Origin of the sequence: Acrocarpospora pleiomorpha, from assembly GCF_009687885.1 — a bacterium.
Classification (GTDB): Bacteria; Actinomycetota; Actinomycetes; order Streptosporangiales; family Streptosporangiaceae; genus Acrocarpospora; species Acrocarpospora pleiomorpha.
In genome coordinates, this window is the sequence record NZ_BLAF01000057.1 from 34,997 (window position 1) to 50,115 (window position 15,119).

The window sequence follows — 15,119 nt, forward strand, 5'->3', positions numbered from 1 at the left end:
CCTGCGTTCCTCCGTCCAGACACAGGCGCGGCCAAGCCATAGGGTCGTGCGGTTCGGTCGGTAAGGAGCATCGTTGAGTCAGCAGCGTCGGGGACTCGGGAAGGGCCTGGGTGCCCTGATTCCCACCGGGCCGATCGTCGATCCGGGTGTCGCCGCGGGAAGTCCCGGGGGCCCTGGCGGGCCAGGCGGTCCTGGTGGTTCAGGGGGATCCGGGAGTTACGGGGGAAGTTCTTCGGCGGGATCTCCCCCGGCCGACCTCGCCGAGCTGTCCGGCCTGCGGCCGGTCGCCGGGGCGTACTTCCAGGAGATCCCGCTCGCCGCGATCGTGCCGAACCCGCGCCAGCCGCGCGAGGTGTTCGACGAGGATCGGCTGGACGAGCTGGCCGCGTCGATCAACGAGGTCGGGCTGCTGCAGCCGATCGTGGTCCGGGCGGCTGAGGCCGGCACGTTCGAGCTCATCATGGGGGAGCGGCGCTGGCGGGCCTCCCAGCTGGCCGGGCTCGACCAGATCCCCGCCATCGTCCGCAGCACGCAGGACGACGAGATGCTGCGCGAGGCGCTCATCGAGAACCTCCAGCGGGAGCAGCTCAACTCGCTGGAGGAGGCGGCGGCCTACCAGCAACTGCTGGACGACTTCGGGGCGACGCACGAGCAGCTGGCGAAGAAGGTGGGCCGATCCCGGTCGCACATCACCAACACGCTGCGACTGCTGAACCTGGCGCCCGAGGTGCAGAAGCGCTTGGCGGCCGGGACGATCACGGCCGGGCACGCACGAGCCCTCCTTCCCCTCGACGACCCGGCCGCGCAAGTACGCCTCGCCGACCGCATCGTGGCCGAGGGCATGACGGTCCGAACCGTCGAGGAGATCGTCTCGATTGGAGACGTCAAGTCCGGCCCCGCCCCCCGGAAACCCCGCGCCAAGCAGCCCGCCGCCCCCGCCCTCCGCCACCTAGCCGATCGCCTCTCGGATCACTTCGAGACTCGCGTCAAAGTCGATTTAGGGCGCCGGAAGGGGCGGATCGTGGTCGAGTTCTCCACAATCGACGACCTTGAACGCATCATCAGCACGATGGCCCCCGACACCGCCAACCAGATGCGCTCCTTCGAGGAGTAGCCCACGGACTTCAGCGGGAAACCACCATGGTTTCACGTGAAACAGCCCCCGATCCGATCCGGATCGGGGGTTTGGTTTTGTGCCGGGTTCGGGGACTCGCCTGACCGTGGCGTAGCCGCTGCCTGAGAAGAGGACTCGGCTGCCGCGCTCGACGACGTTGAATGACTCGACCCCTTGGATGTGGCCGATCGGGCTTGAGGTGACGAGCTGTGTCGCGATGGCTCACCTGAGACGGCCCTTGATCGGATCCGAATCTGGGGGTTCCTCTATGGGGTTCGTCAAGGAAATCGGGCTGCGTTCGAGCGGGCTGGCGGACAGCATGATGGGATGCCGGATCTGCTGTGGGACGACGTCAGAGACCTCTTCGATCCCGACTTGATGGGTGCTCTCCCAGACGTATGCGTGGCTGGCACCTCGATCGATGACTGGCAGACCGTGTTCGACCTGATCCAGTCGCGTGGCTGGGCGTGGGAATACTCCGAGGGCGGCGTTGTTGGGCCACTCCCTTCGGCGACGGAGGTGCTGACGCGTCCGGTGGACGCCGAGGCTGTTGTGCTGCGGGTGTGGCCGGTCGCGGATGTACTGGCGGTCTTCCGGCCATACTCTGCCGACGAGATCGACTTCGACGTCAACCTCCACGAGTTGCAGGGCCAGGCCGGGGTGGACGTCCTGTGCAGCTTCCTGGGCGTGATCGGCCGCCAGCTGGGCAAGCCGGTGGCCATGACCGCCGAAGGCGACTCCGGGAACCCGGTACTCGGGTTCGATCCCGCGGTCGACCGCGTGGTGTTGCTGGTGGATCCCCGGTTCAGTTGACCGGATTGGTCAGCCGGGACTCTCGGGGTGACCAAGCTGAGCAAGCCCCGGGGTCAGCCTGATGGCGCGCGAGCTGGATGAGATGGTCGGCCGATTCCGTAATCGGCTGTTGTCTGCCGGCCGGTGACATCACTCCGGATCATGCGGACTCAGGGGGAACAGTCATGCCGGGCCGGAGGCCGGGAGCTCTGTTGTGGTGTCGCGAAAGGGGGATCGGTTCTTGGTGCGGGCCTCCGGACTCGACTGATCCCGCACTGTTTCACGTGAAACAGCGCCGGATCTTTGCGGATCGAGGCTTGGCCCTTTGCGTGGCTGGGCATAGGCGGCGGACCGCCTCGTACAGCTTCGCGGCATCCGGCTCTGCGGCAGGTGTCGGCGACGACTGTTTCATGTGAAACATCGCAGACTCGACGAGTGCCGGCTCAACAGGTCCCCCCGCGACGCTCGACCCCTGTGGTCGTGTTTCACGTGAAACACGACCACAGACATCACCTCTTCGGCGTCCGTGCGGGCCCGGGTGAGTCCCTCGGCTCTCGGAGGCGGGGGCGATTCGGCCGGCCGTCTAGAGAGCGGGGCAGCCCTCCGTGACTCCGCTCCCGCAGTCCATCGGCATCTCAACCCGGCTCGCCGTCTATGGCGCGGATATCGTCGCTGTCGGCAATCGCCCCGGGGACGACTCCCAGGACGAGATCAAAGCGGTGACCGAAGCCCTCCAGCGCCCTGGCCATTGGGGCCACCTCGAATGGGGCGCCTGCGCAGACCAGCAGACCAAACCACCGGGGATGAGATGCCACGAGGGTGTCACGCGAATCAAGGTGGGGGTGGGCGAGGGCGGCCGCATCCCGTCTGGCGTGGCAGCGAGCGATGTCGAGCCGACGACGGCTCGCGGACGCGCGGACCGACCGTTGGACGACACGAAGCACTCCTGCTCCACCGGAGCAGTCGGTCGGGCGGCGGCGAGCGGGTGGAGCCCGCAGGGGGCGCGGCCCCGTCCTCGACTTGCCGGACGAGGCGTGGGTTGTGGGGTGGGAGACCACCCTGCGTGTCGTGGGGAGAGCGCCCGCGCCTTCATCAGTCCAGACGGTCACCCCGTACGCGACCCGTCGGCGAGGGCGAGTGGCCGGGACTGGCCGTCGCCCCGGGAGCCGTGGGGCGTCAGGCTTGAAGGGCGGGGGTGGAAGGAGCCACGGCGATCGCGGGGCCGGGGCGGAAGCCCGGAGGAGAGGAAGGGTGGTGAATCATGCGGATCAAGCCGCTGCCTCGTTGGGGTGACCACGGCGATCGCGGGGCCGGGCGGAAGCCCGGAAGAGAACAAAGGGTGGTGGGTGGGAGTGCCACGTGGATCAAGCTGCCGCTTCGTTGGGGTGGCCGCGGTGGTCGTGCGGGCGGGCGGAGCCCGAGGGGAAACGAAGGGGTGGGTGGGAGATCCCCGGCAGCCAGGATTCAGAAGGTGGTAGCCGGGGTGCTCTGTGGGTGTTCGTGTTTCACGTGAAACAGTCGGCGGGGATCTGGTGGTTAGGTGGGGCGGCTAGTCGTGTAGTGCTTGGAGGTCGGTGATTAGGGCGTCGACGTCGTTGGGGGTTGTGTCGAATGAGGTGACGAGGCGGATGACGCCGGCTGGGCGGTCCCAGATCGAGAAGTGGTGGCGTTGGGAGAGTTCGACGATGGCCTTCTCGGTGAGGATGGGGAAGACCGCGTTTGATTCGACTGGGTAGCGGAGGGTGAACTGGCCGGCGATGCCGTCCGCCAGGCGGTGGGCCATCGTGTTGGCGTGGGACGCGTTTCGGCGCCAGAGGTCGTCTGTCAGTAGGGCGGTCAGCTGGACGGCCACGAAGCGCATCTTGGAGGCGAGTTGCATGCCCTGCTTCCGGAGGAAGAGCGCGCTCGCGTCGAGTTCCGGGCGCAGGATGACCAACGCCTCCGCTCCGAGAGCGCCGTTCTTGGTGCCGCCGAAGCTCAGCACGTCCACCCCGGCATCCGTGGTGAGCGCTCGCAACGAGCAGCCCGCCTCGGCGGCGGCATTGGCCAACCGTGCGCCGTCCATGTGCAGATAGAGCCCGTGCGCATGCGCGACCTCCGCGAGCGCGGCCACCTCATTCGCCGTGTAAAGCGTGCCGCATTCGGTCACCTGGGAAATGGACACCACCTTCGGCTGGCTGTGGTGCTCGTTCCCGAGCGCGCCCAACTGCCCCAGCACATCCCCCGGCCGAAGCTTCCCATCATCGGTCTCGACGGCCAGGAGCTTGGTCCCCAGGATGCGCTCCGCCGCCCCCGCCTCGTGCCCGTTGATGTGCGCGCTGGCCGGACAGATGACCCCGTCGAACGACCGCAGCATCAGCCCGAGGCCGACCACATTGGCGCCCGTCCCGTTGAACATCGCATACGCGGAGGCCTGCTCCCCGAAAGCGGCCCGGAAGGCGCCCTCCATCTCCCGGGTCCACCGATCGGCGCCGTACGCCACGGCGTCTCCCACGTTCGCCGCCGAGATGGCGGCCATCACCTCCGGATGCACTCCGGCGTGGTTGTCACTCCCAAAACTCTTCCCATGAATCACCCGGCCAGCCTAGCCAGCCCGGCTTACGGCCGCCCCGCCGCGATCTCCAGAAGCCCCCGGCACAGCGCGCCGAGATCCCGCCCGGCCGCCTCGGCCGCCATCGGCAGCAGCGAGGTCTCCGTCATGCCCGGGGCGACGTTCACCTCCAGGAAGTACGGCCGCCCGGAGCCGTCCACGATCAAGTCGGTCCGCGACACGTCCCGCAGGCCGAGCGCCGTGTGCGCGGCCACCGCCGTCGCCAGGCACGCCTCGGTGGCCTCGGGGGAGAGCCGGGCCGGCGCGAAGAACTCGGTGTGCCCGGCGGTGTAGCGCGCCGCGTAGTCGTACACCCCGGCGTCAGGAACGATTTCCACCGGCGGCAGCGCCACCGGTCCCTCCCCCAGGTCGACGACCGACACGGCGACCTCGACCCCCTCGACGTACTTCTCGATGAGCGCGGTATCGCCGTACGCGAAACAGCCGACCATCGCGGCGGGGAGCTCTTCGGCGGAGCGCACGATCGACGCGCCCAGGGCGGAGCCGCCCCTGGACGGCTTCACGAAGAGCGGCAGTCCGAGGGAGGCGACGATCCGGGCCAGCACCGCCGACGCGCCCAGATCGTGGAAGGTCTCCTTGGGCAGCGCCACCGAATCAGGAGTGTTCAACCCCCACGAGCGCACCACGGCCTTCGCGGTCGGCTTGTCGAACGCCACCCGGCACGCGTCCGGCGCGGCCCCCACATACGGCACGTTGAGCAACTCCAGCACCGAGCGGATCGCGCCGTCCTCCCCCGCGCCGCCGTGCAACGTCACGAACACGGCGTCCGGGGGATCGGCGAGCACGGAAGGAACCAGCGAAGAATCGGTGTCGCGGGTCTCCACGTCCACCCCCGCCGCGCGCAGCACCTCGGCGACCCGGCGTCCGGAACGGATGGAGACCTCCCGCTCGTACGACAGTCCGCCCGCCAACACCAGGACGTGTCCGAGATCGCTCATCTCCAGGCCTTTCCAGGATCGCTGTACGGCTAGCCCGAACAGGCTAGCCGTACCCGATCTCAGGCGAGGTCCGGACCCGGCGTGTCGACCCCGGCGTGGCCGGGCGCCCGGCCGGTGCCGAACATCTCGCGGGTGCGCAGTTCTTCCTCGATGACTCCGGCCAGCCGGCGCACGCCTTCGCGGATGCGGTCCGGCTTCGGATAGCAGTACGACAGGCGCATCTGGCGCTCGCCGCCGCCGTCGGAGAAGAAGCCGGTGCCGGGCACGAACGCGACCCGCTTGTCCACCGCCTGCGGCAGCATCGCCTTGGAGTCGAGGCCTTCCGGCAGGGTCATCCATACGAAGAACCCGCCTGCGGGGCGGGTCCACGTGCAGCCCGGTGGCATGAGCACATCCAGCGAGCTGAGCAAGGTGTCACGTCGCTCGCGGTAGAGCTCGCGGAAGGTCTTGATCTGCTCGCGCCACGGCTGGGTGGCCAGGAACTGCCCGACCGCCAGCTGGGTGAAGGTGGAATGCGAGAGCACGGCCGACTCCATGGCCAGCACGAGTTTGTCCCGGACGGCGTGCGGGGCGAGCGCCCAGCCGACGCGGAATCCGGGCGCGAGGGTCTTGGAGAACGACCCCAGGTAGACGACCCCGTCGGGATCGTCCGCTCGGAGGGCTCGCAGCGGTTCCCCGTCGAACCCGAGCAACCCGTATGGGTTGTCTTCGACGATCAGGATCCCGGCTCGCTGGCAGATCTCCAGCACCTGCCGCCGGCGCACCTCGTTGAGGGTCACTCCCGCGGGGTTCTGGAAGGTGGGGATCGTGTAGAGGAACTTGATCCGGTTGCCCGCGGACTTGAGCGCGTAGATCGTCTGGGCGAGGGACTCGGGGATGAGGCCCTGGTCGTCCATCGCGATGTGCACGACCTTGGCCTGGTAGGCCGAGAACGTTCCCAGGGCGCCCACATACGAGGGCCCTTCGGCCAGCACGATGTCGCCTGGATCCACGAAGATCCGGGTGATGAGATCCAGCGCCTGCTGCGACCCCACGGTCACCACGACATCGTTGGCACCCGCGTCGATGCCTTCTTCCCGCATCACTTCGCAGATCTGCTCCCGCAGCGCGGGATCTCCCTGTCCCGAGCCGTACTGCAGGGCCTCCGGCCCTCGCTTGGCGATCAGGTCCGCGACCAGCTCTCCCACGACGTCCAGGGGCAGCGCGGTGACGTACGGCATGCCGCCGGCGAGCGAGACCACCTCGGGCCTCGACGCGACGGCGAACAGAGCTCGGATCTCGGAGGCGACCATCCCGGTAGCTCGTGCGGCATACCGATCGACATAAGCGTCAATGCGCGACCCATGCGCCGCGGGCGTCCGACCGTGATCCGTCTCGTACGTCACGGTCCACCTCCATTTCGTAGCCGGAAATCCAGACTAAGGCAGCCGGACGAACCGCACACACCCGGTCTCATCCCTTGAGTTCTTGCTTGCCGGGGATCTCCCCCAGCTCTCCCTCAACCTCAGCCCAAGACTCCGCTCCATCCCCTCACCTAAAACCCCACATCAGAGCTCCCCCGCCGTGCCCTGCCCGAGGGCTCTCCTTGAGTCCTCGCTGCCGTGGCTCTGGCACTGATTGCCGTGAATGTTCCCACCCGCCCATCCCTTTGTTTCCCCTCGGGCTCCGCCCGCCCCCGTCATCGCCGTGGCTCCCCGAACATCCGAAGGTGATGGGTGGGGCGGAGATTCCCCGTGCATGTTGCCGATGGGATTCGGGGCAACCTCCGCGCCGTAAGTCATATGTCCCGGCTTGGCCGCGACTGCGTCTGGACTGAGGAACGCAGGTCGCGAAGCGGCCGGAGTGACGAGGGAAGACGCAGGCTGAAGGCGGCCAAGCCCGCCGATCCGGAGGATCGGCCATAAGCACAGCCCGCCGTGCCGGAGGTGTGGCCGTAAGCGCAGTACTATGCCAGCTTGGGGCCGCGCGGGTTTCGCGGGCTTCCGGGTCACGACTCCTGGGTGGGGAATAGGGGTTTCACGTGTCGCGTCGGCTGGCCAGTATCACCTTGGACAACCTTGACGATCTGCCGCGGCGGTGTCGGCGTTGTGTGTTCTGGGAGCTTGATCCGGTCAGTGGGGAGCGGGCCGTGCAGGCGGGGGATCCAGGGCTGGAGAAGGAGGCGTGGATTTCGGCCACGCTGCTGGAGTGGGGGAGCTGCGGAAAGATCGCGTACGTGGACGGGGTGGCGGCGGGGTTCGTGCTCTACGCGCCGCCGCTGTACGTGCCGCGGTCGGTGGCGTTTCCGACGTCGCCGGTGAGTTCGGACGCGGTCTTGCTGATGACCGCGCACATCATTCCGGAGTTCTCGGGTGGTGGCCTGGGCCGGATGCTGGTGCAGGGAGTGGCGAAGGATCTCACTCGCAGGGGCGTACGGGCGATTGAGGCGTTTGGGGATTTGAAGTGGGAGCAACCGGGGTGTATGACCCCGGCTGACTACCTACTTTCGGTGGGATTTAAGACGGTTCGTCCGCATTTGCGGTTCCCGCGGTTGCGGCTCGAGCTCAAGACGGCTGTGTCGTGGCGTGAGGACGTCGAGGTGGCGCTGGAAAGGCTGCTGGGGTCTATGAGTCCGGAGCGAGCCTTGCGCCCTGTCTGAGCCGTCTCAGGCGCTTCCAGGGGCATTGGGAGGCTATTCCCGTACAAACGGAAAGCCTCCTCAAAGGTGAGGAGGCTTTCGGTCGGCGGGGTCTAGATGATTCCGTCGAGTTCGCGGAGCAGCATCGCCTTCGGCTTGGCGCCGATGATCTGCTTGACGACCTCGCCGCCCTTGTAGACGTTGAGGGTCGGGATCTGGAGCACGCCGTAGTCGCGCGGGGTGGCCGGGTTCTCGTCGATGTTGAGCTTGACCACGGTCAGCTTGTCGGCGTGTTCGGCGGCGATCTCCTCCAGGATGGGGGCGACCTGGCGGCACGGCCCGCACCACTCGGCCCAGAAGTCCACGATGACGGGCTTGTCGCTCTTGAGGACCTCGGTGCCGAAGTCCGCGTCGGTCACGCTCTTGATGGCGCCCACTGTTGTCTCCCCTTCGTGATGGATCGGTGAATCAGTCGTCGAGTTCGGTCAGCCAGCGCTCGGCGTCCAGCGAGGCCGCGCAGCCCGTGCCGGCGGCGGTGATGGCCTGGCGGTAGCGGTGGTCCACCACATCGCCGCAGGCGAAAACGCCGTCCAGGTTGGTGTGGGTGGTCGGCGCGGCGACCTGGATGTAGCCCTCTTCGTCCAGGTCGATCTGGCCCTTGACCAGCTCGACCCGGGGGTCGTGGCCGATCGCGATGAACAGGCCGGTGGCTGCCAGTTCGGTTTCCTCGCCGGTCTTGAGGTTGCGCAGGCGCACGCCGCTGACCTTCGTGTCCCCCAGCACGTCGACCACCTCGCTGTCCCAGACGAAACGGATCTTCTCGTTCGCGAACGCCCGGTCCTGCATGATCTTGCTGGCGCGCAGCTCGTCGCGGCGGTGCACCACGGTGACCGAGCGGGCGAAGCGAGTCAGGAAGGTGGCTTCCTCCATCGCGGTGTCCCCGCCGCCGACCACCACGATGTCCTGGTCGCGGAAGAAGAACCCGTCACAGGTGGCACACCAGGACACCCCGTGCCCGGACAGCCGCTTCTCGTTGTCCAGGCCCAGCTCGCGGTAGCCGGAGCCGGTGGCCAGGATGACGGCCTTGGCGTAGAAGGTGTCAGTGTGGGTCTTGACCACCTTGGGAGTGGCGGCCAGGTCCACCTCGACCACGTCGTCGGCGACCAGTTCGGCGCCGAAGCGTTCGGCCTGCTTGCGCAGGTTGTCCATGAGGTCGGGCCCCATGATCCCGTCGGGGAAGCCGGGGAAGTTCTCCACATCGGTGGTGTTCATCAGCGCGCCCCCGGCCGTGACCGAGCCCTCGAACACGAGCGGCCGAAGATCGGCGCGGGCGGAGTAGACAGCTGCGGTATAACCGGCGGGCCCCGACCCGATGATGATCACGTTACGGACGTCGCTCAACGCTTCTCGCCTCTCTCTGATGTAGCCACCGGCGTCAACAGATCCTAGGCGTCCACGATTCCCGGTCCCGCATGAACGTCCGCCGGAGTACGCCCGCACCGCCCCCGCCGACCGTGCACATTCAGACGGAAGTCGGCTCCAACACGACCATCGTCGACGCCACCGCTGCGCATGGCGTCCCCGCATAGCGAAGCCCCCGCCGTGGAGCGGGGGCTTCGAGTTGGAACATCAGTTCCAGGTAGCCAGGCCGTCCTGGCGAAGTTCGTGGCAGGTGTCGTCGACGACGACCACACGGACCTTGTCGAGGCTCTGGTCTTCCCAGAACGCCATCACGGTGGCCTCGTTGCCGTTGTACAGGGCACGGTCGACGGCGATCGGCGCGCGGTCCAGTTCGTTCGACTTGGCCTGGACGCAGGCGTCCAGCTGCTCGTCGTTGTTGTTGGTCCCGGTGCCGGGTTCGGGGCCGAAGTAGCCCACCAGCGGGCCGGACAGTTCCCGGGACGTGTAGTTGTGGCCGCTTGCCCGAACCGTGTAGGCCAGTGCCCGATGCGGACTCCGCTCAGGGGTGGACACGCTCGTGGCCGGCTCGGCGATGGTCCCGCTGGGGGAGGAGAACAAGCTGGTGGCCAGGGTGGTCACACCGAAGACGCCGGCGGCGGCGGCGACCGCGCCCAGCGAGGTCAGCCAGGCGCGCCGGCCACGGGACGGCTTCCGCAACGGTGTGACGGTCGCCAGCACAGGCTCGTCCGCCGCCACCGAGGCACTCGTCAGCACAGGCATAACCGGAATATCCGAAATGCTGGGAGCTGCGAACGGGTGGGGTTCGGCGGCCAGGGCGCGGTCGATGCGCATCGCGACCCCCAGCGGCATCGCCGGAACCGGGACCGTCGCGAGCATCTCCCGCACGGTGGCCAGGTCGGCGAGGCTCTCCCCGCAAGGGTCGCAGACAGCCAGATGCTGCCGGACCCGATGGGCGGTGGCGTCGTCGAGCAGTCCCTCCGCCAGCTCTGCGAGGATTTCCAGGTCGTAGTGCGTGTCACCCGTCACGAAGTTCTGCTCCCTTCGCGGATGAGACGCGAGTGAGGTCTGTTCGGTTCCGTAGATGCGAAAGAATCGGGGCGAGTTTCGCACGACCTCGCGCACATCGGCTCTTCACGGTCCCCGCGGGCACCCCTAGTACGGACGCCGCGTCCTCCACTGAATATCCCATCATGTCCACCAGCACCAGGGCCGCTCGCTGGTCGGCGGGCAGCAACTTGAGCGCGGCGGTGACCTCCATGGACACCTCGCGCTCGGCGGTCTGGTCGGGCCCGGGCGTGTCCCGCTCGGCGGCCTCGATCAACTCGTCGTCGGCGACCGGCCGGACCGACTTCCGCCGCATCCGGTCCAGACAGGCATTGACCACGATCCGATGCAACCAGGTGGTGACCGCCGCGTCACCCCGGAAACTATCCGCTTTCCGATAAGCGGACATGAACGCATCCTGTACGGCATCCGCCGCCTCATCCGGATCGCCCAGCGTACGCAACGCGACCGCCCACATACGATCCCGATGCCGTTTCACGATCTCGCCGAACGCGTGCGGGTCGCCGCCGATATGGCGGGTGAGCAGGTCGGCATCCGTCACCGCCGACCGAGTGCCCACGACGGTAGGCTGCTCGGCCGGCGCCGGCTGTTCTGGTTGAGGGGTCACGTCGCCGATCCCAGGGTGTTCAGGTCCAAGATGCTGCCACAATACTTCCCTCCAGCGGCAACAAGGCGCGTAAACCAGATCAAATGGCTTGGTCGCGCCCGTGATTCGGACCAGCGAACGCAGGTTGCCCAGGGATCTCTCACCCTTGATCTACCCCGGGGCTCTGCCCGCCCCCGCCGTCACCGTGGTTCTCCCACCCGCCCAGCCCCTTGCTTTCCCTCGGGCTCCGCCCGACCCCGTCGTCGCCCTTCCGGGCTTCGCCCGTCCTGCCAGCCGAAGGATCGGCCAAATCGCAACTAATCCTCGGTTGCCGTGATCTCCATATCCAGGACCATCCCGCGGAACCTGCTCTGATACGGCGGCAGTGCGGTGAACCACACCATCAGGTACCGGCTCGGTTCGCTCCCCGTCAGGTCGAACGTCACCTTGCCCATCGCCTCCTTGGTGGACGCGGCCACGGTGAGCGCCTCCGGCGTGGGTTCACCCCCAAGCTTGAGCTCGGCGGCCCCGCCGGGCACGTCTCCGAAGTCCACCATCACCTTGGTCAGCTTCGCGTCGCGCCCAAGGTCGATGAGGAGCCCGACGCCTTTCTTCAGGCCGCCGAACTTGGCGTCGTTGTAGCTCTCGGTGTGCCAGTCCGTCCCGTACGACCCGTCAATTGCCCGGGGGGCCAGCTCGTTGCGCTCCTCGCCGTCGCCGAGCGGGTCGAATCCGATGGCGCCGGCGGGGGTGAGGGCGACGGTCTTGGCCGGTTCCGCGCCGGGTGTCGTGGGCGCTTCGCTGGCGGGGCCTTCGGATTCGGTGCCGAGGCTCTTGCCCAGGCTCCACGCGCCGACGCCGACCACGGCCATCACCAGCAGGGCCACGAGCGTGACCAGGAACCGGCTGAACATGCCGGGCGGGCGGCGCGGCGGCGCGGGCGGCGGGGGTACGGGCCGGGCGTGGAGCGTGTCCACCGCTTCGGCGCGCAGCTCCACCGAGGGCGGCACGGTCGAGGCGGGCGCGGGCACGGGACGGGGGACCTGCGACAGCGCCTCGGCCACCTCGCCGGGGGTGGACAGCGGAGTGGGGCCGCGCTTGACCCCCAGGATGCGCGCGGCGATCGTGTCCAGATATCCGGGAACCCCGGCGGTCACCTGGCGGGGCGTGCAGATCTTCCCGTCGTCGAGCGGCGCGGGCGGCAGGCCGCAATCCTCCTCGCCGGGCCAGTGGCCGGTGAGCGCCGCATACAGCAAGCGGCCGAGCCCTTCGGCGTCGGCGTGTTCCGCTTCCTCGGGGGAGTCGGCCTCGCGGCCCAGGATGGCCGCGTCCACGCCCACCCCGAGCAGTTTGACCGTGCCGCCCTCGGTCCACATCAGCCGCCCGGGCGTCAGGTTGAGGTGGCACATGCCCGCTTCGTGCGCGTGGGCGAGGGCTTCGGCGGCCTCGGCGACCAGGACCGCGCCGCGCTCGGGCTCCATCGGCCCGGCGGCGAGCAGGTCGAGCAGGGACTCGCCGTGCACCCACTCGCTCACCACATACGCGGTGCCGTCCTCGTCGGCGGCGTCGAACACCTGGGTGAGCCGGGGGTCGGTCAACCGGCTCGCGGCGCGCGCGGCCAGGACCACCTCGGACTCCCGCGGGAACTCGGGGCTGAAGGTGTGCACCGCGACCGGCCGGGCCAGAATCTCGTCGATGGCCTTCCACAGGGTGGCCCCACCGGATTCGCTCACCCGGTCTTCGAGCCGGAATCGATCGGCGAGACGGGTGCCGGGTTCTACGGCGGACATGCTCACCGGGCCGCCCCCGCACCAGGCCGGCGACGCGACGTGCATCCGCCCACGCTTTTGCCTCCGCTCACCGGTTTTACCTCTAGCAGACCATGCTAGTGCCGCGCCGGGGCCGCGCCACGCCCGCTGGGCACGCGCGACAAACCGTTTAGCGTCCTACCCGTCTCGTGACCATTCCAATGATGGAACTCACCTCGGTGATCCGGAGCCGGTGCGCGACCAGCAGGTAGACCAGGCCGCCGAGGCCGCCGCCGACCGCCAGCACCGCGGCCGAGCTGAGCGCGGTGATGTCCGCCAGCCGTACGCTCCCCCACAGCACCAGCAGCGCGACCAGCGCCGCCGGGATGGCCGCCAGATACATCCGCAGCAGCCCGGCGGCCACGATCCGGCCGCTGAGCCCGCCGATCCGGCGGCTGGCCAGCAGCCAGGTCAGCGCGGTGCCCAGGACGTACGTCACGGTGAACGCCCCGGCCAGGCCCATCACCACCAGTTCCGGCGGGAGCGTGACATACAGCGTGATCCCGATCCCAGCGTTGATCAGCACGTTCACCCCGGCGATCAGCGCCGGGGTACGGGTGTCGCCGAAGCTGTAGAACACCCGCAGCAGCAGCTGGAAAATCGAGAACGGCACCAGCGCGAGCCCGAACACCTGCAGCACGTGCCCGATGTAGATCGCCTGCTCGGTGGAGACCGCTCCTCGTCCGAAGATCAGTACGGTCACGGAGGGGCCGAGCACCATCAGCAGCAGCCCCGCCGGCACGATCACCGAGGAGACCATCCGCACCGCCGACGCGAACTCGCCCCGGGCCGAGTCGAACTCCCCATCCCGGACGTACACGCTCAACCGCGGCAACATCGCCGTGATCACCGAAACCGCGATGATCCCGTACGGCAACTGGAACAGCTGGAACGCATACGAGTACGGGGTGAGCCCCCGCCCCGCGATCCCGTCCGCGAAGGCCGCGCTGCCCGCCCCGGTGGCCAGCCGCGTGGTCACCACGAAGCCGATCTGGTTGATCCCCACGAAGGTCAGCGTCCAGACCGCGAGCCGGCTCAGCTCCCCCAGCCCGGCCCGCCAGATGTCGAACCGCGGCCGGAACCGGAACCCGGCCCGCCCCAGCGCGATGACCAGCACGATCGCCTGCGCCACAATGCCCGCCGTGGTACCCACGCCGAGCAGCAGCAGCTCGCCGTCGGTCACCTTGGCCACGTCGTGCGTGCCGTGCCGCAGCAGGTACGCCACGCCGACGCCGATCACCACGAGGTTGTTGAGCACCGGCGCCCACATCGGCGCGCCGAACCGGTCCCGGGTGTTCAGGATTGCCCCGGCCACCGCGCCCACGCCGAAGAAGGCGATCTGCGGCAGAATCAGCCGGGCCAGCGTGACCGCCGCGTCGATCCCCTCCGGCGCAAGATCGTCGGCGTAGAGCAGCACCAATGGCCGGGCCAGCAGCACGCCCGCGACGGCGATCAGCGTGAGCGCGAGGGTGGCGGCGGTCAGCAACCGCTGCTCGTAGGCCTTCCCGCCGTCCGGGTCCTGCTTGTGGTGGCGCAGGATGGCGGGCACGATGACGCTGCTCAGCACCCCCCCGATGAGCAGGTCGAACAGCACGAACGGGATCGTGTAGGCCACGTTGTACGCGTCGCCGAGAATGGTCACACCGATGGCCGAGGCCAGAATGGCGGTCCGCAGAAAGCCGGTCAGGCGCGAGACCAGCGTCCCGGCCGCCATGATCGCGCTGGCGCGCAACAACCGGCTCATGTCACTCCTTGGTACGGCGGAACCACGAGGCTACTGGGGATCGCCCGCTAATGCTCGCTCGCCTACACCCGAACCACGGTGACGACGCGACGGAGTCCGAGGGAAATCAGAGGGCTGGATGAGCCCACGGTGCTGGGGCTGTCGTTTCGTCCGGCAGCCACGGCGATGGCAGGCGGAGTCCGAGGGAAATCAGAGGGCTGGATAAGCCACGGTGCCGGGGCTGTCGTTCGTCCGGCAGTCACGGCGATGGCGGGCGGGGTTCGAGGGAAATCAGAGGGCTGGATGAGCCACGGTGCCGGGGCTGTCGTTGTCCGATAGCCACGGCGATGGCGGGGGCGGGCGGAGCCCGAGGGAAATCAAAGGGCTGGGTGGGTGGGAGTTCCACGGCGAACATTCAGGTGGGGTGTGAGGGCTGGGGTCCG

The 15,119-nt window shown here is 68.5% G+C and carries 12 protein-coding genes and 1 pseudogene; 4 read left to right on the forward strand and 9 right to left on the reverse strand.

Annotated elements, in window-relative coordinates:
* Positions 1–73 precede the first annotated feature (73 nt).
* From Aple_RS38175 to Aple_RS56665, 3 genes and pseudogenes are all read left to right on the forward strand, one after another.
* The gene (locus tag Aple_RS38175) at positions 74–1,114 is read left to right on the forward strand and encodes a ParB/RepB/Spo0J family partition protein (protein ID WP_155349632.1); all 1,041 of its coding nucleotides are present in this window, start codon (positions 74–76) and stop codon (positions 1,112–1,114) included.
* 327 nt (positions 1,115–1,441) lie between these two features.
* Positions 1,442–1,927, forward strand: a complete 486-nt coding sequence (locus Aple_RS38180; RefSeq protein ID WP_155349633.1) for a hypothetical protein — start codon at positions 1,442–1,444, stop codon at positions 1,925–1,927.
* 12 nt (positions 1,928–1,939) lie between these two features.
* A pseudogene (locus tag Aple_RS56665) lies at positions 1,940–2,048 on the forward strand (transposase); the annotation flags it as partial.
* A 1,407-nt stretch (positions 2,049–3,455) separates the two neighbouring features.
* On the opposite strand, the gene Aple_RS38185 reads toward Aple_RS56665, so the two are convergent.
* From Aple_RS38185 to Aple_RS38195, 3 genes are read right to left on the reverse strand one after another with little or no spacing between them, the layout of a single operon-like run.
* Entirely contained in the window at positions 3,456–4,481 is a 1,026-nt protein-coding gene (locus tag Aple_RS38185) for a threonine aldolase family protein (RefSeq protein WP_246265033.1), read from the reverse strand.
* Positions 4,482–4,504: 23 nt separating this feature from the next.
* Positions 4,505–5,455 carry a D-alanine--D-alanine ligase family protein gene (locus tag Aple_RS38190; protein WP_155349634.1) on the reverse strand — a complete coding sequence of 317 codons (951 nt, stop codon included), beginning with the start codon at positions 5,453–5,455 and terminating at the stop codon, positions 4,505–4,507.
* Positions 5,456–5,514: 59 nt separating this feature from the next.
* Complete coding sequence (locus Aple_RS38195) at positions 5,515–6,747, reverse strand: aminotransferase-like domain-containing protein (RefSeq protein WP_155349661.1); 1,233 nt, start codon at positions 6,745–6,747, stop codon at positions 5,515–5,517.
* 797 nt (positions 6,748–7,544) lie between these two features.
* On the opposite strand from Aple_RS38195, the gene Aple_RS38200 reads away from it, so the two are divergent.
* Positions 7,545–8,093 carry a GNAT family N-acetyltransferase gene (locus Aple_RS38200; protein WP_246265034.1) on the forward strand — a complete coding sequence of 183 codons (549 nt, stop codon included), beginning with the start codon at positions 7,545–7,547 and terminating at the stop codon, positions 8,091–8,093.
* A gap of 92 nt (positions 8,094–8,185) precedes the next feature.
* On the opposite strand, the gene trxA is transcribed toward Aple_RS38200, so the two are convergent.
* From trxA to murJ, 6 genes are all read right to left on the reverse strand, one after another.
* A complete protein-coding gene (gene trxA / locus Aple_RS38205; protein ID WP_155349636.1) occupies positions 8,186–8,509 on the reverse strand; it encodes a thioredoxin in 324 nt (107 codons plus the stop codon).
* 31 nt (positions 8,510–8,540) lie between these two features.
* Positions 8,541–9,473, reverse strand: coding sequence for a thioredoxin-disulfide reductase (gene trxB / locus Aple_RS38210; RefSeq protein ID WP_155349637.1), 933 nt, complete (start codon positions 9,471–9,473; stop codon positions 8,541–8,543).
* Between the two features lie 228 nt (positions 9,474–9,701).
* Positions 9,702–10,520 (reverse strand): anti-sigma factor family protein, encoded by an 819-nt coding sequence (locus Aple_RS38215; RefSeq protein ID WP_155349638.1) that lies wholly within the window; start codon positions 10,518–10,520, stop codon positions 9,702–9,704.
* Positions 10,510–11,118, reverse strand: a complete 609-nt coding sequence (gene sigM, locus Aple_RS38220) for an RNA polymerase sigma factor SigM (RefSeq protein ID WP_170321883.1) — start codon at positions 11,116–11,118, stop codon at positions 10,510–10,512. Before sigM ends, Aple_RS38215 begins: the two co-directional genes overlap by 11 nt.
* A 344-nt stretch (positions 11,119–11,462) precedes the next feature.
* A complete protein-coding gene (locus tag Aple_RS38225; protein WP_155349640.1) occupies positions 11,463–12,980 on the reverse strand; it encodes a protein kinase family protein in 1,518 nt (505 codons plus the stop codon).
* 103 nt (positions 12,981–13,083) lie between these two features.
* Entirely contained in the window at positions 13,084–14,697 is a 1,614-nt protein-coding gene (murJ, locus tag Aple_RS38230) for a murein biosynthesis integral membrane protein MurJ (protein ID WP_155349641.1), read from the reverse strand.
* Between the last annotated feature and the right edge of the window lie 422 nt (positions 14,698–15,119).

Coding starts and splice junctions, on each gene's coding strand:
- murJ (WP_155349641.1), bottom strand. CDS start 14,697: ATGAGCCGGTTGTTGCGCGCCAGCGCGATCATGGCGGCCGGGACGCTG.
- Aple_RS38190 (WP_155349634.1), bottom strand. CDS start 5,455: ATGAGCGATCTCGGACACGTCCTGGTGTTGGCGGGCGGACTGTCGTAC.
- Aple_RS38180 (WP_155349633.1), top strand. CDS start 1,442: ATGCCGGATCTGCTGTGGGACGACGTCAGAGACCTCTTCGATCCCGAC.
- Aple_RS38195 (WP_155349661.1), bottom strand. CDS start 6,747: ATGGTCGCCTCCGAGATCCGAGCTCTGTTCGCCGTCGCGTCGAGGCCC.
- Aple_RS38225 (WP_155349640.1), bottom strand. CDS start 12,980: ATGCACGTCGCGTCGCCGGCCTGGTGCGGGGGCGGCCCGGTGAGCATG.